This is a genomic window from Streptomyces antibioticus (assembly GCF_002019855.1).
Taxonomy (GTDB): Bacteria; Actinomycetota; Actinomycetes; order Streptomycetales; family Streptomycetaceae; genus Streptomyces; species Streptomyces antibioticus_B.
On the sequence record NZ_CM007717.1, the window covers coordinates 8,309,361 to 8,330,225 of the forward strand.

General features: G+C 72.1%; 16 protein-coding genes and 3 riboswitches. Of the genes, 13 read left to right on the forward strand and 3 right to left on the reverse strand.

The genetic code is table 11. The annotated features are described in order from the left end of the window. The first annotated feature begins 117 nt into the window (after window positions 1-117). A complete protein-coding gene (locus AFM16_RS37365; RefSeq protein ID WP_078636666.1) occupies window positions 118-468 on the forward strand; it encodes a beta/gamma crystallin family protein in 351 nt (116 codons plus the stop codon). Between the two features lie 102 nt (window positions 469-570). On the opposite strand, the gene AFM16_RS37370 is transcribed toward AFM16_RS37365, so the two are convergent. After that, window positions 571-1,212 carry a TetR/AcrR family transcriptional regulator gene (locus AFM16_RS37370; protein ID WP_167797332.1) on the reverse strand — a complete coding sequence of 214 codons (642 nt, stop codon included), beginning with the start codon at window positions 1,210-1,212 and terminating at the stop codon, window positions 571-573. Between the two features lie 147 nt (window positions 1,213-1,359). Between AFM16_RS37370 and AFM16_RS37375 the strand changes: the two genes are divergently transcribed. From AFM16_RS37375 to AFM16_RS37400, 6 genes are all read left to right on the forward strand, one after another. Continuing rightward, window positions 1,360-2,733, forward strand: coding sequence for an amidase (locus tag AFM16_RS37375; protein ID WP_167797333.1), 1,374 nt, complete (start codon window positions 1,360-1,362; stop codon window positions 2,731-2,733). Window positions 2,734-2,770: 37 nt separating this feature from the next. Continuing rightward, window positions 2,771-4,321, forward strand: a complete 1,551-nt coding sequence (locus AFM16_RS37380; protein ID WP_078637245.1) for an ABC transporter substrate-binding protein — start codon at window positions 2,771-2,773, stop codon at window positions 4,319-4,321. A gap of 71 nt (window positions 4,322-4,392) precedes the next feature. Beyond that, window positions 4,393-5,385 (forward strand): ABC transporter permease, encoded by a 993-nt coding sequence (locus AFM16_RS37385; RefSeq protein WP_078636669.1) that lies wholly within the window; start codon window positions 4,393-4,395, stop codon window positions 5,383-5,385. Beyond that, window positions 5,378-7,042 carry a dipeptide/oligopeptide/nickel ABC transporter permease/ATP-binding protein gene (locus tag AFM16_RS37390; protein ID WP_078636670.1) on the forward strand — a complete coding sequence of 555 codons (1,665 nt, stop codon included), beginning with the start codon at window positions 5,378-5,380 and terminating at the stop codon, window positions 7,040-7,042. Before AFM16_RS37385 ends, AFM16_RS37390 begins: the two co-directional genes overlap by 8 nt. Then, on the forward strand, window positions 7,039-7,839 hold the full coding sequence (locus AFM16_RS37395) for an ABC transporter ATP-binding protein (protein ID WP_078636671.1): 801 nt from the start codon (window positions 7,039-7,041) through the stop codon (window positions 7,837-7,839). Before AFM16_RS37390 ends, AFM16_RS37395 begins: the two co-directional genes overlap by 4 nt. Before the next feature lie 141 nt (window positions 7,840-7,980). After that, window positions 7,981-8,052, forward strand: a riboswitch (cobalamin riboswitch). 158 nt (window positions 8,053-8,210) lie between these two features. Further along, window positions 8,211-8,699 (forward strand): DUF4430 domain-containing protein, encoded by a 489-nt coding sequence (locus AFM16_RS37400; RefSeq protein WP_078636672.1) that lies wholly within the window; start codon window positions 8,211-8,213, stop codon window positions 8,697-8,699. Window positions 8,700-8,709: 10 nt separating this feature from the next. Here the strand turns inward: AFM16_RS37400 and AFM16_RS37405 are convergent, their stop codons facing one another. Next, the gene (locus tag AFM16_RS37405) at window positions 8,710-9,621 is read right to left on the reverse strand and encodes a cobalamin-binding protein (protein WP_078636673.1); all 912 of its coding nucleotides are present in this window, start codon (window positions 9,619-9,621) and stop codon (window positions 8,710-8,712) included. A gap of 29 nt (window positions 9,622-9,650) precedes the next feature. After that, window positions 9,651-11,063 (reverse strand): prenyltransferase/squalene oxidase repeat-containing protein, encoded by a 1,413-nt coding sequence (locus tag AFM16_RS37410; protein WP_078636674.1) that lies wholly within the window; start codon window positions 11,061-11,063, stop codon window positions 9,651-9,653. A 130-nt stretch (window positions 11,064-11,193) separates the two neighbouring features. After that, window positions 11,194-11,267: riboswitch (cobalamin riboswitch) on the reverse strand. Between the two features lie 357 nt (window positions 11,268-11,624). Here AFM16_RS37410 and AFM16_RS37415 point away from each other — a divergent pair. The 6 genes from AFM16_RS37415 to AFM16_RS37440 all read left to right on the forward strand — a co-directional run bounded on the left by AFM16_RS37415 (window position 11,625) and on the right by AFM16_RS37440 (window position 20,861). Next, entirely contained in the window at window positions 11,625-14,396 is a 2,772-nt protein-coding gene (locus tag AFM16_RS37415; protein ID WP_078636675.1) for a prenyltransferase/squalene oxidase repeat-containing protein, read from the forward strand. Continuing rightward, complete coding sequence (locus AFM16_RS37420) at window positions 14,393-15,298, forward strand: hypothetical protein (RefSeq protein WP_078636676.1); 906 nt, start codon at window positions 14,393-14,395, stop codon at window positions 15,296-15,298. Before AFM16_RS37415 ends, AFM16_RS37420 begins: the two co-directional genes overlap by 4 nt. Before the next feature lie 32 nt (window positions 15,299-15,330). Next, window positions 15,331-16,461: an energy-coupling factor transporter transmembrane component T gene (locus tag AFM16_RS37425; RefSeq protein ID WP_107419229.1), complete on the forward strand. Its 1,131-nt coding sequence runs from the start codon at window positions 15,331-15,333 to the stop codon at window positions 16,459-16,461. Beyond that, on the forward strand, window positions 16,458-18,065 hold the full coding sequence (locus tag AFM16_RS37430; protein WP_078636677.1) for an ABC transporter ATP-binding protein: 1,608 nt from the start codon (window positions 16,458-16,460) through the stop codon (window positions 18,063-18,065). Before AFM16_RS37425 ends, AFM16_RS37430 begins: the two co-directional genes overlap by 4 nt. Before the next feature lie 41 nt (window positions 18,066-18,106). Further along, window positions 18,107-18,877 (forward strand): ECF transporter S component, encoded by a 771-nt coding sequence (locus tag AFM16_RS37435; RefSeq protein ID WP_078637246.1) that lies wholly within the window; start codon window positions 18,107-18,109, stop codon window positions 18,875-18,877. 63 nt (window positions 18,878-18,940) lie between these two features. Further along, a riboswitch (cobalamin riboswitch) is annotated at window positions 18,941-19,114 on the forward strand. 223 nt (window positions 19,115-19,337) lie between these two features. After that, complete coding sequence (locus AFM16_RS37440) at window positions 19,338-20,861, forward strand: CoA-acylating methylmalonate-semialdehyde dehydrogenase (protein WP_078636678.1); 1,524 nt, start codon at window positions 19,338-19,340, stop codon at window positions 20,859-20,861. The last annotated feature ends 4 nt before the right edge of the window (window positions 20,862-20,865 follow it).

Below are 20,865 nucleotides of genomic sequence, written 5' to 3' on the forward strand. Positions count from 1 at the left end.
ACCGGCCCTGACCTGCTCATACGCTCGAAACGGCAAGGCGCCGGGCACGTGATGCCGCGACGCGGCAGGGCCCGGCCGCCGTGCTCATCGGTGCCGAGACGTGAGGAGTGCTGCCGCATGTCGTCGCAGCTTGGGTTCGGATTCGAACAGCGCATCCGCGAGGGGGCCGTCCTCACGTTGAGCGATTTCATGGACGGGATTCCCGAGTCGCAGGTCCCCAGGGTCTTCGAGCATCACGACTTCAAGGGGCGGTCGGCCGAGCTCGGGGCGGGAACCTACACCGTGCTCACCGATCAGCAGGTCGGTGACAACATCATCAGCTCGGTACGAGTCCCGGCCGGATGGAAGGTCTCGCTCTTCACCGACCCCGGCCTTCAGGGACGGTCGCTGGTCCTGACGGGCGATCTCGCCCGCCTGGACGGTGAGTTCGACGACAAGGTGTCCTCGATCAAGGTCGAGAGGAACTGATCCGGACGGGCATGCCCTGAGCATGCCCGTGCAGCAGCCCGCACCCGGCTTGACAGCCCACCGCCGTGAACCACCGCACCGCAGACGAGCCCGAGCCGTCGCTCACCTCGACAGCTCCCGCTCCAGACCCGCCACGAGCGTCTCCACGGACGCGGTGAAGGACGCGTCGATGCGGGCCGACTCCGATTCCCAGCGCTCGCTCTCCGCCGTCAGCTCGGGGCCGCCGGGAAGGTGCTCGGGCCAGGACTGGCGGTCTCCGGAGCGGGTGAGGGCCGAGCCCAGGGTGAGCGCGTCCACCAGGTCGATGACCTGTGCGGCGCGCGTGGGGGAGAGGCCGCTGGCCATGAGCTTGTGGCCGAGCTGTGTGTACGACGCCAGGACGCGTTCCGAGTCGATCGGCACCTGGGCGAGGAGCTGGATGAGTCCGGGGTGGTCGACGAACACCCTGTGGTGCGTCGTCGCGACGGTGCGGACGGCGTCCTGCCAGCTCATGCGGTCCAGACCGTCCGTGGGGTAGGCGGCGACGATCCGGTCCCGGAGGTGGTTGACCAGCTCCTCCCGGGATCCGACGTGGTTGTAGAGCGACGACACATGGACGCCCAGCTCACGAGCGACGCGGCCGACGCTGAACGGCTGCCCCTCCCGGACGAGCTGCCAGGCCGTCTCGACGATCGCGTTCTCGGTCAGCAGGGGGGACGTCGGCCGGCCTCGCCGGACACGGCCCTGAGGTGGGGAGCTGGTCATCTCACCAACATAGCCAGGAATCGAAGCGTGCGTGCGTCTGGTGCTCCCCACCATTAACCAATAGCATCTGTTTCCGTTAACCAAGACCGTTGGTTAACAGAGTGGCGGCCGCCATCAGGCCGCGCTGACCAGCGAGAAGAGGCACGAGTGCTAGCCACAGAGAGCGCCACCATCTCCGAGATCCAGGACGCCGTCGCCACGGGCGCCCTCACGCGCCGCGAGGTGGTCGCACGCCACCTGGAGCGCATCGAGGCCCACAACGGAGCCATCAACGGCTTCGTCGAGCTGCGCTCCGACGAGGTCCTCGCCGAGGCCGACGCCGCCGACGCCGCCCACGGACGGACGATCGCCGGGCCCCTGGACGGCGTCCCCTTCTCCGTCAAGGACTCCTACTCGGTGGCCGGGCTCCGCAGGACGGACGGCCTGCCCGTCAACAAGGACAACGTCCAGGACACGGACGAGCTGACCGTGCGGCGCCTGCGCGACGCGGGCGCCCTGATCCTCGGCCACGCCGCGATCCCCGACCTCTGCATCCGCTGGAACACCGTCAGCGGTCTGTACGGCACCACGGTCAACCCACGCGACCGCACGCGTACGGCCGGCGGCTCCTCCGGCGGCGACGCAGCCAACGTCGCGGCGGGCTTCGCGACGGTCGGCATCGGCGGAGACCTGGGCGGTTCGATCCGCGTCCCGGCGTCCTTCTGCGGCGTCTACGGCTTCCGACCGGGAGCCGGCCGGGTGGCGGAGTTCAACCCGAACCACGTGCCGGAGGACGGGATCTCCCACGAAGTCATGTGCGAGATCGGACCGTTGGCGCGCAGCGTGCGGGACATCCAGATCACCTACGACGTGATCCAGGGCCACCACGAGCGGGACCCCGCCAGCGTGCCGGCCGGCTCGCGGCCGGCGCGGGAACCCGGACGGGTCGCCGTCCTCCGGCACGAGACGGGTGCCGTTCTGGACCCGGTGATCGAGCGGTCCCTCGACCATGTCGCCGAGATCCTCACCGCCGAGGGATACGTGGTCGAGGAGCAGGTGCTCCCGGACCTGAGCCGCGCCCCCGACGTATGGGCACAGATCATCGGCACCGAACTCATCCGCGACTACCTCCCCGTCATCGGGGACCAGGTCATCGACAGCGGGCGCGTCCACATCGAGGAGATGTTCGGCGCGTACGAGACCGGCTCCGACGTCAGCGCCTACCTCGCGGCGTGGCGCGAGCGCCGGGCCCTTCAGGACACCCTGCTCGCGGCGATGGAGGACCACCCCCTCGTCATCGCCCCCGTCGCCGGGATGCCCGCACCGCCTCTCGACTTCGACCACCACATCGGACGCGAGGCGTCCGTCGCGCTGCTGGACAGGATGCGCTGCGTCCCCTGGGTCAACCTCTTCAGCCTGCCCGGCCTCGCCCTGCCCAACGGCATCCAGATCGTCGGCCGCCGCTTCGCCGAGAACGAGGTGCTGGCGGCGGGATTCGCCGCCGAACGGCACCTGCCCCGCGTCGACATCGCCTCCCTCTGACGCCTGCACCGACACCGGCACCACGAAAGGCATGTCCATGAGACGTTCGCCCACCAGACGTCCGCTCACCGCCCTGGCCGCGGTGGCCACGCTCACCCTCCTCAGCTCCTGTACGGCGGGAGGCCAGGAAGCCGCCGGCGACACGACCGCCACCGTGACCATCGACGCGCCCAACTCGATGGATCCGCGCAAGGCGCTCGCGCTCCCGGACTTCCAGCTCGCCCGGCTGAGCTACGACACCCTGGTGCGCAGGGACGACGGCGGCCTGGTCCCCGGACTCGCCGACACCTGGAAGGCCACGCCGACCCGGGTCGACTTCACGCTCCGCGAGGGCGCCACCTGCGCCGACGGCACGGCCATCACCGCACGGATCGTGTCGGACTCGATCAACTCCTTCGTCAAGAACGGCGAGGCGTCCACCCTGGCCGCCATCTTCGGCGGCACCAGACCGACCGCCACCGCCGAAGGCACGTCGACCGTCGTGGTCGAGACCGACGCGCCGTGGGCCGAACTCGCCCAGGCGTTCAGCGTCGCCGCCACCGGGATCGTCTGCCCGAAGGGCCTCGCCGACGACAAGGCCCTGGCCGGCGGTCCGGTCGACGGCTCCGCGTCGGGCCCCTACACCCTGACGAGCTTCGAGAAGGGCGTCCGCTACGTCTACACCCTGCGCGACGACTACACGACGTGGCCGAAGTGGAGGACGAAGCTCGACGGAACGCCCCCGAAGACCGTCGAGTACCTGGTCGCCCCGGACCCCTCCGCCACGGCCAACATGGTCATGTCCGGCGATCTCGACCTCGCCCGGATCATGCCGGACTCCCGGACCCGCTTCGACGGCTCACCGGACGTCACGCTGACGAGCTACCCCTTCGGCACCTTCTTCCTGGTGTTCAACGAACGCAAGGGCAGCCCCTTCGCCGACCGCACCAAGCGGGCCGCCGTCGCCCGGGCCGTCGACCGCAAGGCGCTCAACCAGTCGGCGCTCGACGGCACGGGAGCACTCGGTGTGACCCTCGCCAACCCCGGCAACACCTGTGTCCCGAAGACGAACGACTCCCTGATCGGCCAGGACCCCGAGGCCGCGGCCCGCGCGCTGGACGGCGTGAAGATCAGGATCCTGGGCGCGCAGGTCATCGGATCCGGCGGCGCCGGCAACGTCTACCTCCAGGAAGTCCTGCGCAAGGCGGGCGCCGAGGTCGAACTCGACAACGTCGACATCGGAACCTGGGTCTCCAAGGCGTTCAGCCAGCCGAACACCTGGGACCTGACGATCTTCCCCGATCTCAACTTCCTCGGCTCGCTCGCCAACACCCTGCCGCTCTTCCTCGGACCCGACGTCCTCGAAGGCGGCCCCAACCTCGGCGGCGTGCACAACCCCGTCACCTCGGACGCCTTCGACCAGGCACGCGCCGACACGGACGAGACATCCCGGTGCGCCCTCTACAACAAGGCCACCGACGCGCTCATCGAGCGGGCCGACGCCGTACCGCTCGTCACCGAGCAGTACATCTACGCGCAGCGCGAGGGCTTCAAGGTCTACATGCTCGGCGGCTCGCTGGACGACCACATCTTCCGCATCACCGGCTGACCCCGCACCCGCCCCGGGCCGGACCGCCCGTCCGGCCCGGGCACGCCCCTGGAGACCTCACCTTGAGCACCATGATCCCGGTGTCGATCGACACCCCGCCACGAGGCCGCCCGGCCACCGGTCGGCGCGCGTTCGCCCTACGGCGCGGTCTCGGTTTCGTCCTGTCCTTCGCCTTCCTGGTGCTGGTCACCTTCCTGATCGTGCCGCTGCTTCCCGGTGACCCGGCCCGAGCCGTGCTGGGCACCCGGGCGACCCCGGAAGCCGTCGCCGCGCTGCGCGACAGGTTCGGCCTGGACGAGCCCCTGCCGGCCCGGCTCGCCGACTACGTCGGCGGCCTCTTCCACCTCGACCTCGGCGTCTCCTACCGGTACGGCACCTCGGTGTCGGAGACCATCGCCACCAAACTGCCCTACACCGTGACGCTCACCGCCCTGGCCATCGTCGTCGTCCTCATGGCCGGCCTCCCGCTCGGCATGACCGTCGGCGTCCTCACCCGCGGCGGCCGCCGCCCCCGGCTCGGTCTCGCCTTCGGAGCGATCGCGGGCTTCATGGCCTCCGTGCCCGGCTACGTCACGGGCACCCTGCTCATCGTGATCATGTCGATCTGGCTCGACCTGCTGCCGCCCGGCGGCGCCATGGAACCGTCGAGCGCGATCCTGCCCGTGCTGTCCCTCGCCCTCGGACCGGTCTTCGCCGTCGCCCGGGTCGTCCGCCAGGAGACCCAGAACGTCATCACCCAGGACTTCATGCGCACGGCCCGCGGCCGACGGCTCAAGGCCGTCAGGCTCTACACCGTCCACGCCCTGCCCAACCTGCTCACCAGCACGCTGACCCTCTGCGGACTGATCATCTCGGGCATGATCGGCGCCGCGGTCGTGATCGAGAGCGTCTTCAACTACCCCGGCATCGGACAGGAGATCGTCCAGGCCATCATCTACAAGGACTATCCGGTGGTGCAGGGGATCGTCCTCGTCCTGGGACTCATCGCCATCCTCGTCAACCTGCTCATCGACACGGTCCTCGCCCTGCTCGATCCCCGCACGCTGGGAGACCGTCATGTCTGACGCCCGCCGCCGCCCCGTCGCGCTCGTGGTGGGCATCGCCATGGCCGCGGTTCTCGTGCTCGTCGCCGTAGCCGCGCCGCTCCTCCTCACGGACGCCGCGACCTCGCTCACGGACCAGGTGCGCCAACCCCCTTCCTCCCAGCACTGGTTCGGCACCGACCAGTTCGGCAGGGACATCCTCGCGCGCGCTCTCGTCGCCACACGGCTGACCCTGATCATGGCGGTCTCCGCGACCGCCCTGTCCGTCGTCTCCGGAGTGCTTGTCGGCGGGGCGGCCGTCCTGCTGCCCTCGGGCGCGAAGGAGGCCGTACTGCGCTGCGTCGACGCCTTCGTCGCCTTCCCGCCGTTCATCCTCGCCCTCGTCATCGCCGCCGTCCTCGGCCCCGGAACCTGGTCCGCGGTCGTCGCGATCGGCGTCGCCGGCATCCCGGGCTTCGCCCGGCTCAGCTCCACCCTGAGCGCGTCGGTGCTCACCAAGGACTTCGTCGTCACCGCACGACTGCTCGACGTCCGCCGGCCGGCGATCTTCAGCCGGCACGTCCTGCCCAACATCGTGGGCGCGCTGCTGATGGTCGTCACCTCCAGCTTCGCCCTGACCCTGCTGGAGATCTCGAGCCTGTCGTTCCTCGGACTGGGCGTGCAGAGCCCGCAGTTCGACTACGGCCGGGTCCTCAACGAGGCGCTCGCGACGATCTACGTCCAGCCGTGGGGAGCCGTCGCCCCCTCGATCCTTCTGGTGTACGCGGGCATCACCTCCATGCTCATCGGGGACGGACTCGGAGCACGTCTCCACCCGTCGTCCACCCCGCGCCGACGCCCGCACCCGTCCCGGAGCGCGGCCCGGGGCCCGGCCCACCCGGACGCGCTGGTGGAGGTCGACGGTCTCTCGGTCACCACCCCCGACGGCAGAGTGCTCGTGGACGGCGTCTCGCTCGCGATCGCCCCCGGCGAAGTACTCGGCCTGGTCGGCGAATCGGGCTCGGGCAAGTCCACCACGGCCATGGCGATCGCCCGCCTCCTCCCCGAGAACCTGTCCGTCCACGCCACCACCCTGCGCCTGGACGACCTCGACCTCCTCGGCGAACCGCCCGCGCGACGCCTGGCGGCCGAGATCGGGCTGATCTACCAGGACCCCGGTACGACCTTCAACCCCGCGCTCCGGATGGGGCTCCAGCTCACCGAGACCGCCCGCGTCCACCTCGGGCGCAAACGGCGCGACGCCGAACGGACGGTCGTCACCGCCCTCACCGGCATCCAGGTACGGGACGCGGACCGGCGGATGCGGCAGCACCCGCACGAGCTGTCCGGCGGGATGCTCCAGCGGGCCACCATCGCGACGGCGATGCTCACCGACCCGAAGATCGTCATCGCGGACGAGCCGACCACCGCCCTCGACGTCACCGTCCAGGCGCAGGTGCTCAGGCAGTTCAGGCGCATCAACCGGGAGAGCCGCACAGCGATGCTGTTCATCTCGCACGACATCGCCGTGGTCACCGCGTTGTGCGACCGGGTTCTCGTCATGCACGACGGACGGATCGTGGAGGAACTCCGGGCCGCGGACCTGAGGGCCGGAGACGTCTCCCACCCCTACACCCGTCAACTGCTGGACGCGACACCGGCGTTCATCACCGTCAGCCAGGAGAGGACCGAGACGTGAACACCGGAGCATCCGTGGACGGACGCCCTCGCCTCCTCGAAGTCGACGCGCTCGACGTCCACTTGGGCACGCCCAGGAGACACATCCTCAAGGGCGTCGGCCTCGCCGTGGCCGCCGGCGAGACCGTCGGACTGGTGGGCGAGTCCGGTTCGGGCAAGTCGACGCTGGCCAAGACCCTCGTCGGCGTCCACCGGCCCACGAGCGGCAGCATCCATTTCGACGGAAGAGACTGCCTGCGGGCCGGCAGCAGAGACCGCGCACGCCTGCGCCGGGAGATCCAGTACATCCCCCAGGACCCGTACTCGTCCCTCGATCCCCGGCGGACCGTCGGCGAGACCATCGCCGAGGCCCTCGATCCCCGGCGCGCCCGGGTGTCGAGGCACCGGCGGCGGATCCTCGAACTGCTGGAACTGGTCCGGATCGACGGCTCCTCTCTGGACCGCCGTCCGAGCGAGTTCTCCGGCGGGCAGCGCCAGCGCATCGCCATCGCCAGGGCGCTCGCCGTGGAACCCTCGCTCATCGTCGCGGACGAGATCACCTCGGCGCTCGACCTCTCCACCCAGGCGGAGGTCCTGAACCTCCTGGCGGACCTGAAACGCTCGATCGGCCTGACGCTGATCTTCGTCTCCCACGACCTGGCCGTCGTCCGGAGCATCAGCGATTCCGTCCTCGTGCTGCTGCACGGCGAGGTGGTCGAGTCCGGCAGCGCCCGGGAGATCTTCGACACGCCGACAGCCCCCTACACCCGCATGCTGATCGACTCGGCACCCGGCGGACCCGGCTTCTCGCTGGACTGAGGGCGGACGCACGTGAGTTGCGCGAAAGGCAACCCCGTCTCAGGTAACTCGCCCTAGAATGCGAGGACTTCACGCCAGGCCGGCATCGGTCTCTCGAACGGCGTGGATGCGGCATCCGACAACTTCACAGGCGCGCGACTGGGGGAAGCCGGTGGGAATCCGGCGCTGACCTGCAACCGTGAGCGGCCCGAGCGGCCGCGAGTCGGGATGCCCAGGGCGTGCCATGCGTACCGCTTCCCACTGTCATGGTTTGCAGCGCGAAGCCGAGAGCCCTGGCCCCGAGCCGGCGCGACGCTCCCGCGTGCGCCGACGGCACGGCCGGCCGGTTCCTTCGGTGACGGGCCGCGGGCCCGTTCCAGGAAGGCTCAGCCTTGCAGCGCACATCCGTACGACGCGGCCTGATCACCACCGCCGCCCTCGGCCTCGCCCTCACCTCCGCGCCCGCCGTCGCCCACGCGCACCACACCCCGAACACGAACGCCCCGGTCAAGGTGACCCTGACCGTGCAGGGGCCGGACGGCCTGCTGTTCAAGGGGAAGATCAGGACCAAGGGGCACGACGTGACCACGGCGACCGGTGGCACCCACAGATGCGACGGGACCAACGGCGGCGCCCAGCCCACCGCCGTGCCCACCCCGACGGCGGCCCTCGACGACGCCGCCCGCAAGCGGCACTTCACCTGGGACGGCACCTGGTACGCCTCGTTCGACGACTACTCGGTCGACACGATCAAGAACGTCGGCGGTGGCGGGGTCGCGTACTGGAACATCTCCGTCAACGGCACGTCCACCCCGGTCGGCGGCTGCCAGTTCAAACTGAAGGCGGGCGACAAGGTGGCGTTCACCTGGACGGCGTTCTGACCGGTCCGTCTCACAGACGGCGTGCCTCGGCCGGGGTGACCGGTGCTCCGGTCCGCACGCCGTGCAGGACGTGCGCCAGCGCCTCCGCCCCGCGCACCATGCGGGGTCCTGGACGGTTGAAGTAGGACGGGCCGTCCAGGACCCACACGCGATCGCCGCGCACGGCCGGCAGGTCCTCCCACCCGGGCAGGCCGGTGAGCAACTCCCGCTCACGCAGGGTCCGTTCGGGTGGGAATCCGCAGGGCAGGACGAGCAGCACGTCCGGGCGGGCGGCGCGTACCGCCTCCCACGTCATGGGCTTCGTGTGTTCGCCGGGCGCGGCCAGGAGCGGTGTGCCGCCGGCCGCCGTGATCTGCTCGGGCACCCAGTGTCCGGCGGGCCACAGCGGGTCGAGCCATTCGATCGCCACCACCCGGGGGCGGGTACGGTCCGCAACCGACGCGCGGACTCGCGCGAGACGCTCGGCCAGCCCGGCCCGGCGCCGCTCGGCGCGTTCCCGCACGCCGAGCAGCGTCCCGACCGTGACCAGACAGTCCAGTACGTCGTCCAGCCTGCGCGGCTCCAGGCTCAGCACACGGGTGTCGGCGTCGAGAAGGCGGACCGTCCGGCTGACCTTCTCGTAGGAGACGGCGCACACGTCGCACAGGTCCTGGGTGAGGACGACATCGGGACGCAGGGAGGCCAGTGCCTCGGTGTCCAGGGTGTAGAGCGAGGATCCGGAGTGCGCCGATCCGCCGACCGCGTCGGAGATCTCCCGGCTGGTGAGCCGGTCCTGGTCGAGGTCGGCGCCGGTGACGACGGGGACGGACGCGACCTCCCGCGGCGGCCAGTCGCATTCGTGGGTGCGGCCGACGAGCCGGGCGGACAGGCCGAGTTCGGCGACGATGTCGGTCGCGGCAGGCAGCAGGGAGACGATGCGCATGCCGCGACCCTACGACCGTTCCGGCGCCGTCAGACGCCCCAGCGCACGGCGATCGTGTCGCCGACGCCCACCGTGGTGCCCCGGGTGGCGGTGGCGAAGGCCGAGCCGTCGATGCCGACCTTCCAGGTGCTGGAGCCGCTGTTGGCCTTGCCGTTGAGCGCGGTGATCGTGCCGGTGCCGGAGGACGGAGTCACCGAGGTCACGCAGCCGGACGGGGTGGCCGCGCCGACGGCGGCGTCGAGGACGGCACCCAGTGTCGTGGTCGATCCGGTCGGGGTGAACGCGACGGAGCACACCTTCAGCCCGCCCGCCCCGTCGTCCACGGTGAGCGCCACCTTCGTCGCCGTACCGGAGGTGAACGACGTCTGGCCGACCCACTGGGGAGCCCCGGAGGTCACCGGGACGGGCGGGGCGGAGGTGAACCCGCCGCCGGCCACGGCCCGCAGGCCGTCGATGGAGGCGTACGCCGACGGACCGGTGTCGCTGGGCAGGTACTTGAAGCCGCCGCCCGGGTTGAACTGCTGGGCGATCAGGAAGTCCACCGGTGTCTTGCCCATGGAGGTGAGGAAGTCACCGGTCTGCGGGTTGATGCCGCAGGCGTTCAGCCCGGAGACGGCCCAGCCGTTGGAGTCGGTGTTGACACCGAACATGGCGTTGAAGGCACCGCTGTTGGCGATCAGCTTGCTCTTGAGGAACGCCTTGGCCTGCACGACGTCCGTGTCGGTGTTCGGCACGCCGGAGACGCACAGGGCGGCCATCGCGGCCCCGGTCATGTCGATGTCGCTCGCCGCGGCGAGCTGCGTGGGGTTGCCCTCGGCCTTGCCGTAGTTCCAGCCGCCGTCGTTGTGCTGGTTGGCCCGGATCCGGGTGACGATCGCGTTGCGCAGGGCCTGCGGGACACGGACCTGGCCGGACTGGGTCCTGGCGCCGTTCAGGGCGAGGGCGGCGAAGACCGTGCCGTTGAAGTTGGCCGACGGGCCGAAGTAGCCCGGCTCGGCGGTCTGCCAGTAACCGTAGGTGTCGGCGATCAGGTTGCGGGAGGCGGAGACGCGGGCCGGGTCGATGCCGGCGGCGAAGGCGTTGAGCGTGGCGCGTTCGTAGTCGGTCACCACGGGGGAGGCGGACGGCCATCCGCCGGTGGACAGCAGAGTGCGATACACGGTTCTGGCGTTCTTGGAGGCGTCACCGCCCGGTGTGACGTCGACGGCCGCGGTACCGGCGGCGGCGAACGCGCTGAACGCCCACTCGTTGGACAGCCCCGCCCCGGCGTACGAACCGTCGGCCGCCTGAAGGGACTTGAGGTAGGCGACACCGTTGGTCTTCGAGGTGGCGATCTGCGCCGGGGTGGCGGTCGCCGCCGCCGGCAGGGTGGTCAGGGCGTAGGCACCGAGTGCCGCCGCGGCGGTGAGGACGGAACGACGAAGGACAAGAGGACGGGGCATCGGCCTGCTCCTGAGGTGAGGGACGCCGACCGTGCCCGGTCCCGGTGCCGCACACGCGGTGCCGTGGGAGCGGCGGGCCGGACGCCGTCCGCAACGCGTGGACGGGGTGCCAGAAATGCTTCGCCGCCTGGGCATTCGGGCTCGGGACGGCTCCCGGCCGTCCCACACCGCTGCGCGTCAGCCCCGGACTCCCACCGGGTTCCCCCACTCGGCAGTGCGGGACGGTACCCGACCCGCCCGCGGCTCGCCAGAGGGACCGGGAACACCTCGGGTGCCCTCGGTGGACCGTCTTGACGCTCCCTGTGAACCATGCTCAAATCCGCCTGTCACGCACGCAGTTCCAGGGGAAGCCGGTCGAAGTCCGGCGCTGACCCGCAACCGTAGGCCCGGCCCACACGCCGGGCGAGCCGGAATGCCTGGCGCGTGATCCGAGCTACGAACGCCGTCGCGGACTACGGCGTGGTGCGACCCTCTCGCGGGCGGGGAACCTCAACTCCCCAGGCCACGAAGGTTCCCGGCCACGTACGCGTCCCGCGCCGGACAGGGCACGAGGGGGCCGCTGTGGGGACCGGAGAGCGCGGAATCAGACGCACGGGCACAAGACCCGTGCCCTGGACGGCACTTGTGACCGCCCTGGCGGCATGGGCGGCCGCCTGCATGACGTTTCTCACCCTGGCCCCGACGGCGGCGGCCGATCCGATCGGCGACTGCACCGCCACCGAGGGCGCGATCGTCGCCGTGGACTTCGGCCCGTTCGGCGGCACGGTGGAACGCGGCTGCGACACCACCCCGACCACCGGCTACGACCTGCTCCACGACGGCGGCTTCACCACCGCCGGAACCCAGCACGACGGGCCCGGCTTCATCTGCCGCATCGGCCGCGGCTCCGGCACGCAGTACCCCACTCCGGACGAGGAGTCCTGCGTCCTGACACCGCCCGCCACCGCCTACTGGTCCTACTGGGTCGCCTCGCCCGGTCAGGCCGACTGGAGCTACAGCCAGTACGGCGCCATGGACCGCAAGGTCAAGGACGGCGACGTCGACGCCTGGGTGTACGGCGGCACGGACGTGGGCGGCAGCACCGGCCGGCCCACGTTCACCCCCGACGACGTCCGCGCCGCCGGCACCGGCACCCCGGGCCCGAGCGGCAGCCCCTCCACCACCCCCACCGGCGCCCCCGGAGAGGTCGACCTGACCGCCGCCGCGACCTGGCTCAAGGGCCGTCTCACCGACGGCGAACGCGTCGTCGACGACGGCGCCGAGGCACCGAACTACCTGCTCACCACCGAGGTCGCCTACGCGCTCGCCGCCACCGAGGGCAAGAGCCAAGCCCTCGGCAGGATCAGCGCGTTCCTCGCCGCCCACACCGACGACTACGCCTACCCCGGCGGCGCCGGCCGGGCCCCCGACGCGATCGCCGCCTCCCGCCTCGCCCTGCTCGCCGAGATCACCGAGGCCGATCCGCACGCCTTCGGAGGCCGCGACCTGGTGGGCGACCTGGCCGACAGCGTGTGCCCGGCGGGCCCGGAATCAGGCGAACCGACCCCCGGCTGCACCGCCAAGGGCGACTTCCCGGGCGCCGGCTACGCCGACGGGCAGGCGCTGTCCGTCCTCGCCCTGCTGCGCGCCGGAGTCACCCCGCCCGCCGCCGCCGTCGACCGCCTCACCCAACTCCAGTGCACCGACGGCGGGATCACCAGCATCCTCATCCGCCCCGGCGAGTACTGCGACGGCGACCCCGCCACCACCGGACTCGTCGCGCTCGTGCTGCGCCAAGCGGGCGGCCACGACGACGCCGTCACCAAGGCCCGGACCTACCTGACGAAGAACCAGCGCGAGGACGGCGCCTTCACCGGATACACCGGCTCCACCGTCGGCAGCGTCTACGCGACCGCCTACGCCGCCCAGGGCCTGCGCGCGCTCGGTGACACCGCCCGCGCGGACGCGGCCGTCGGCTGGCTGGCGCGGCAGCAACTCGACGGCGGCGGCTTCGGGTTCGAGGAGGAGGCCACCGACCCGGCCCTCTACCCGACCCCGCCCGCCGTCCTCGCCGGCGCCGGCACCAGCCTCGTCGCCCTGACCGCCAAGGGCGCGGAGCCGACCGCCTCGCCCTCCTCCGGGCCCGCGACCCCCTCCGGCTCCCCGACGACCCCGGGCACGCCCGCACCGTACGACGGCCCCGACCTGAAGAAGGGCGTCGCCTACCTCACCAGCGCCGCCAACCTCAAGCAGGGCCGGTACTACACCGCCGGACCGGGCACGGCCCGCGCCGACTTCGGCCTCACCGTCGACGGCGCCTTCGCGCTCGCCGCCACCGGCCTGAACAACGCCAAACTGCGCGGCATCGTCGACTTCCTCGACCACGAGGGCAAGGACGGCGAGGGCCGCACCGTCGGCGACTGGACCGGCATCGGCACGCCCTACGCCGCCGGCGGCTCCCTCGGCAAGACGGCCCTGCTCGCCGAGGCCGTAGGCCGTGATCCGCGCGACTTCGCCGGGCACGACCTCATCGCCGCCCTCGACAAGGCCGTCTGCGGGAAGCCCAGCACCGCCCCCGACCGCTCCTGCGCCGCCAAGGGCGCCTACACCTACGCCCCGTCGGTGTTCGCCCAGTCCCTGGCGGTGATCGCGCAGGTGCGCGCCGGTGAGAAGGCGCAGGAGCCGATCGCGTATCTGGAGAGCCTCCAGCAGGACAGCGGCGCCTGGCCCAGCCTGATCCCCGCCACCAACGACTCCGACGTCGACTCCACCGCCATCGCGGCCATGGCCCTCGACCTGGTCGGCGGCGACGAGGCGGAGCGGGCCGTCGGCAAGGCGCTCGCGTGGATCGCGTCCCGGCAACTGCCCGACGGCGGCTTCCCGGGAGCCGCGGGCAACTCCGTCAACTCGGCCGCGCTCGCGGTGCAGGGCCTGTCCCTGGACGCGGAGAAGTACGCCGACGAGATCGCCGACGCCCGCACGTTCCTCGCCTCGCAGCAGAACGGCGACGGCGGTTTCCGGGTCGCGAAGGAAGGCCAGGACGGCTCCGACCTGCGCGCCTCCACCCAGGCGGTCGGCGGCGCGACCGGCATCAGCTTCGGCACGCTCGAACGCAGCCTGGCCGGCACCTCACCGCAGCCCACGCCGAGCCCGAGCGGTACGGTCCCGCAGATCGTCACGCCCGGCGGCGACACCGAGGGGTCCTCCGTGGCTGGCGGCGGAGGCGGCGGGGCCCTGGCCTCCACCGGCGTCCGGGCCGGCCTCCTGGCCGCGATCGCCCTTCTGCTGGTGGGCGCGGGCTGGCGCACGGCGGTCGTCGCCCGCCGGCGCGCGGAGAGCGGAGCCGGACGATGACCGTACGACTCCCGCGGGCCGCGGCGGCGCTCGGGCTGACGGCCGCCGCCCTCGGCGCGACGGCCGGCCCCGCCGAGGCCGACCCGCAGCCCATGGGCCGGTGCACCACCACCTCCGGGGTCGTGCTCGCCGTCGACTTCAGCCACTGGGGCGGCCCGGTCTACCGCTCCTGCGGCACCACCCCCACCACCGGCTACGAGCTGCTCAACCAGGGCGGCTGGCGCACCACCGGCACCGGACACGACGGCCCCGCCTTCATCTGCCGCATCGGCTACAGCGGGCACCGGGGCGGCAAGCAGTACCCGACCCCCGCCCAGGACGACTGCGTCCTCACCCCGCCCGCCTCCGCCTACTGGTCGTACTGGCACGCCGACCCGGGCGCCCGGGACTGGAGCTACAGCCAGCTCGGCGCCATGCTCTACCGGCCCAAGCCCGGCAGCGTCGACCTGTGGATCTTCGGCGGCACCGACATCGAGGGCACCCGGGGCCGCCCCACGGTCACCCCCGACCAACTGCGCGCCCACAACACCCGCCCGCAGGGCGACACCGCCAAGCCCGCCTCCACCGCCAAAGCGCCCCCGCCGCCGCCCGGCGTCGACACCGGCCCCGCCCCGCAGCCGCGGACCAGCACGCCGACGACCGCCGCACCGGAGAAGAAGCCGAAGAAGACCGGGCCCAGCGCCACCCCTTCACCGACACCGAGCCCGTCCGCCGCCCCGTCGACGTCCTCACCCGCGGTGGCCGCGCCTCGTCCCGGCCCCGGCGTCGTGGACGCCGCGCCCGCCGCCGACGCGCGGCACGACGCCGGGTCGATCACCCCGGTCGTCACCGGCGCCGCCCTCGTCGCGCTGATCGGCGCCGCCGCGGCCTACGCGGCCCGCCGGCGTCGCCGTACCGAGTGACCGCGGTGGCCCGTACGACCGTGGAGGCGCCGATGTCCGGCCCCCGCCCGGCGCCGGACGCGGGCGGGCGACGGCTGCCGCGCCTCCTGCATCCGATGGCCTGGTGGGTGTGGGCGCTGGCCCTCGCCACCGCCGTCAGCCGCACGAACAACCCGCTGCTGCTGTTCCTCGTCCTCGCGGTCCTCGGCTACGTCGTCACCGCCCGCCGTACCGAGGCACCCTGGGCGCGCGGCTTCAAGTACTACCTGTACCTGGCCCTGACCGTCGTGGCGATCAGGGTGGTGTTCCGTGCCGTGTTCGCCACCGGCATCACACCCCGCGACCACTTCCTGTTCTCCCTCCCGCACCTCCCCACCCCCGACTGGTACGCGGGCATCCGGATCGGCGGGCCGGTCTCGCTGGAAGCGCTGCTGTCGGCGGCGACCGACGGACTGCGGCTGGCCTGCATGCTGTGCTGCATCGGCGCCGCCAACACCCTCGCCAACCCCAAACGGGCCCTGCGCGTCCTGCCCGGCGCCCTGTACGAACTCGGCGTCGCCGTCACCGTCGCCCTCAGTGTGGCCCCACAGCTTGTGCAGAGCGTGCAACGCGTGCTGCGCGCCCGGAAGTTGAGGGCAGGCAGGACCCGGGGCGCGCGGGCCCTGCGCGGCATCGCCGTCCCCGTCCTGGAGGACGCCCTGGAACGCTCGCTGCGCCTCGCCGCCGCCATGGACTCCCGCGGCTACGGCCGCGCGGGCCGCGCCACCCCCCGCTCCCGCCGGATCACCGGCGCGCTCATGCTGCTCGGCATGTGCGGCCTGTGCGCCGGCGCCTACGGGCTGCTGGACGCCACCGCGCCCGCCTTCCTCGGCCTGCCCGCCCTGGGCCTCGGCGCGCTGCTGTGCGTGGCGGGCCTGCGTCTCGGTGGCCGACGCGTCACCCGCACCGCCTACCGTCCCGACCCCTGGCGCCTGCCCGAGTGGGCCGTGGCGGGCAGCGGCGTCCTGGCCGCCGTCCTGCTCCTCACCCACCTCGGCTACGACCCCGCCCAGCTCAACCCCACCTTCTACCCGCTCACCTGGCCCCGACTGCCCCTCGTGCCGACCGCCGCGATCCTGCTCGCCGGCACCGCCGGATTCCTCGCGCCCCCGCCCAGCCCCACCCGGAGAGCCGACGCCCCGTGATCACCTTCGACCAGGTCACCGTGCACTACGAGGACGCGCCCGAACCCGCCCTGCGCGACGTCGACTTCACCGTGGAGGAGGGCGAACTCTGCCTCGTCGTCGGGCACACGGGCGTCGGCAAGTCGACGCTGCTCGGCGCGGTCAACGGACTCGTCCCGCACTTCACCGGCGGAACGCTGTACGGCCGGGTCACGGTCGACGGCCGTGACACCGCCCACCACCCGCCGCGCGAACTCGCCGATGTCGTGGGCGTGGTGGGGCAGGACCCGATCGACGGCTTCGTCACCGACACCGTCGAGGAGGAACTCGCCTACGCCATGGAGCAGTTGGCGATCCCGCCGGGAACCATGCGCAAACGTGTCGAGGAGACCCTCGACCTGCTCGGTCTCGCCGACCTGCGCCACCGCGCCCTGCACGAACTCTCCGGCGGCCAGCAGCAGCGCGTCGCCATCGGATCCGTCCTCACCGCCCACCCCCGCGTGCTCGTCCTCGACGAACCCACCTCCGCCCTCGACCCGACGGCCGCCGAGGAGGTCCTCGCCGCCGTCACCCGCCTCGTCCACGACCTCGGCGTCACCGTCCTGATGGCCGAGCACCGCCTCGAACGCGTCGTCCAGTACGCCGACCGCGTCATCCACCTCCCCGGCGACGGCCGCGCCCGCATCGGCCCGCCCGCCGACATCCTGCGGACGTCGGCCATCGCGCCGCCGATCGTCGAACTGGGCCGTGCCGCGGGCTGGTCGCCGCTGCCCCTGTCCGTCCGCGACGCCCGCCGCGCCGCCGCACCCCTGCGGACCGAACTCGCCGGCCGCACCCCGGACCCGGTCCGCCCGGCGCCCGCGGGGGAGCCCGCCCGGCTGCTGACGGCCCGCGGCATCACCGTCGCCTACCGCGGCGTGCCCGCCGTACGCGAGGTCGACCTGGAGCTGCGCTCCGGTGAGGTGACCGCGCTCATGGGCCGCAACGGTTCCGGAAAGTCCTCCCTCCTCTGGGCGCTGCAAGGCTCAGGACCGCGCCGCGCCGGAACGGTGAAGGTCGCCGGCGGACCCGACCCGCACGACGTGCCCGCCGCACGCGCCCGCCGACTGGTCGGCCTGGTCCCGCAGACGCCCGCCGACCTGCTCTACCTGGAGAGCGTCAAGCAGGAACTCGACCAGGCGGACGCCGAGTCGGGCACCACGGTCGGAGCACGTGACGTCCTGGACCGCATCGCGCCCGGCATCGACGACGCGACGCACCCCCGCGACCTGTCGGAAGGACAGAAACTCGCCCTCGTCCTCGCCATCCAGCTCTCCGCCGCGCCCCGGATCGTCCTCCTGGACGAGCCGACCCGCGGCCTGGACTACCGCGCCAAGACGGCGCTCATCAAGATCGTGGACACCCTCGCGGCGGACGGCGGATCGGTCGTCGTCTCCACCCACGACGTCGAGTTCGCCGCCCGCGCCGCCGACCGCGTGATCGTCATGGCCGAGGGGGACGTCGTGGCGGACGGCCCGACTACGGACGTCATCGTGGCCTCACCGGTGTTCGCACCCCAGACGGCGAAGATCCTCGCACCGCTGCCGTATCTGACCGTCGACCAGGTGAAGGCGGCCCGACCGTGAGGACCGCCGCCATCCGGCTGACCCCACGGGTCGCCGTCGTCATGACGATGGCGGCGTTCCTCGGCGTCGTCGCCTTCTTCTGGCCGTTCGTCGTCGCACCCGGCAAGTTCGGCTCGAACTACGCGCCGCCCGTCATCTTCGGTGTGCTCCTGGTGCTCGTCCTGTGCGTGGTGCTGTCGGAGATCGCCGAGGGCGGCATCGACTCCAAGGCCCTGGCCATGCTGGGCGTCCTGTCCGCGGTGAACGCCGCCCTGCGCCCCCTGGGAGCCGGCACGGCCGGCGTCGAGACCGTCTTCTTCGTCCTGGTCCTCGCCGGCCGCGTCTACGGACCCGGCTTCGGCTTCACCCTCGGCTGCACCTCGCTGTTCGCCTCGGCGCTCATCACCGGTGGCGTCGGGCCGTGGATGCCGTACCAGATGTTCGGGTGCGCGTTCGTCGGGATGCTCGTCGGATTCCTCCCCCGGGCGAGCGGCCGGCGCGAGGTGCTGATGCTGGCCGTCTACGGCTCCCTCTCCGGCTATCTCTTCGGCTTCCTGCTCAACCTCTCCTTCTGGCCCTTCTCTGTGGACCCCGGCAGCTCCGTCGCCTATCTGCCCGGCCTCCCCTTCACCGAGCAGTGGCAGCGCTACATCGCCTTCGACCTCGCCACGTCCCTCGGCTGGGACACCGGCCGGGCGGTCACCAACTTCGTGTGCGTCCTGCTGGCGGGCCCCGCGGTGCTGACCACCTTCCGCAGGGCCGCCCGCAAGGCCCGCTTCCGCGCCCCGGTGCGCTTCGCCGACCCCCGGACGGCGGAATCCGAACCCGGCTGACCAGCCACGTTCTCGTGGAGGGGCTCGCCGCACTGGATTTACTAGGATGTCCAACTATATAGTCGCGCGTACAAGGCCCGCGGTGCAGGGAAGCCGGTGCGATTCCGGCGCGGTCCCGCCACTGTGACCGGGAAGTACGCCGTCGAGCGGTACGCCACTGACGAGAAGGACGTCGGGAAGGCGGACGGCGCGCGCTGATCCGGGAGTCAGGATACCGGCCGCGGGACGTTCCGTGTTGTCCACGAGGATGGAGCTGACACGCATGGCACCGGTGCGCGCACCCGACCCCGGCAGGGCCCCACTGCCCCTGCCCGGCCCGCTCCCGCACGTCACCGTCAGGACCTGACGGCCCGTACGCCATACGCGATCTCGCGCAGCCCCCGCACCCGCCCGCCACCACGTCGGCATGCGGCGGCCTGCCGCGCCATCCCCGGATCCCTCCTGACGAGAGCAGGCAGTCATGGTCCGAGAGCACGAACGCGCCTCCGTGCGCGAGTTGACGCACTTCGTCGGCGGCAAGCACACCCCGGGCACCTCGGGGTCCTACGGGGAGGTGTACGACCCCAACACCGGGGAGGTCCAGGCGCTGGTGCCGCTGGCGAGCCGCGCCGAGACGGAAGCGGCGATCGCCGACGCCGTCAACGCCCAGCGGGAATGGGGCGAGTGGAACCCGCAGCGCCGCGCCCGCGTGCTCCTGCGGTTCCTCCAGCTCGTCGAGCAGGAAAGGGACCCGCTCGCCCGGCTGCTGTCGTCCGAGCACGGCAAGACGGTCGCCGACGCCCACGGCGACCTCCAACGCGGCCTGGAGGTCGTGGAGTTCGCCGCCGGAATCCCGCATCTGCTCAAGGGCGAGTTCACCGACAACGCCGGCACCGGCATCGACGTCCACTCGCTGCGCGCTCCCCTCGGGGTCGTCGCCGGGATCACGCCGTTCAACTTCCCCGCGATGATCCCCCTGTGGAAGGCGGCGCCCGCGCTCGCCTGCGGCAACGCCTTCGTCCTCAAGCCGTCCGAACGCGATCCGTCGGTCCCGCTCAGGCTCGCCGAACTCTTCCTGGAGGCGGGGCTGCCGCCCGGTGTCCTCAACGTCGTCAACGGCGGACGGGAGGCCGTCGACACCCTCCTCGACGACCCCCGGGTGGCCGCCCTCGGCTTCGTCGGTTCCACGCCCGTCGCCGCGCACGTCTACGCGACCGCCGCAGCCCACGGCAAGCGCGCCCAGTGCTTCGGCGGCGCCAAGAACCACATGATCGTGATGCCGGACGCCGACCTCGACCAGGCCGTGGACGCGCTGATCGGCGCGGGATACGGCTCGGCGGGGGAGCGCTGCATGGCGATCTCCGTGGCCGTCCCGGTTGGCGAGGAGACGGCCGACGCGCTCGTGGCCCGGCTGAAGGAGCGCATCGGCACCCTCCGCATCGGCCGCAGCGACGACCCGGCGGCGGACTTCGGCCCCCTGGTCGGCCCGGAGGCCGTCGAACGGGTCCGCTCCTACGTCGACCTCGGTGTCGAGGAGGGCGCCGAACTCGTGGTGGACGGCCGCGACTTCGTCCTGGCAGGCCATGAGAACGGCTTCTTCGCCGGCGCCTCCCTCTTCGACCGGGTCACCCCGGACATGCGCGTCTACCGGGAGGAGATCTTCGGACCCGTGCTGTCGGTCGTACGCGCCGCCGACTACGAGCAGGCCCTGCGGCTGCCCAGCGAACACCCCTACGGCAACGGCGTCGCGATCTTCACCCGGGACGGCGACACCGCCCGCGACTTCACCCGGCGGGTGAACACCGGCATGGTCGGCGTCAACGTGCCCATCCCGGTTCCGGTCGCCTACCACACCTTCGGCGGGTGGAAGCGATCCGGCTTCGGCGACCTCAACCAGCACGGCCCGGACGCCATCCGCTTCTACACCCGTACGAAGACGGTCACTTCGCGCTGGCCCGCCGGCCTGAGGGAAGGCGCGAGCTTCACGATCCCCACGATGGGATGAGCGA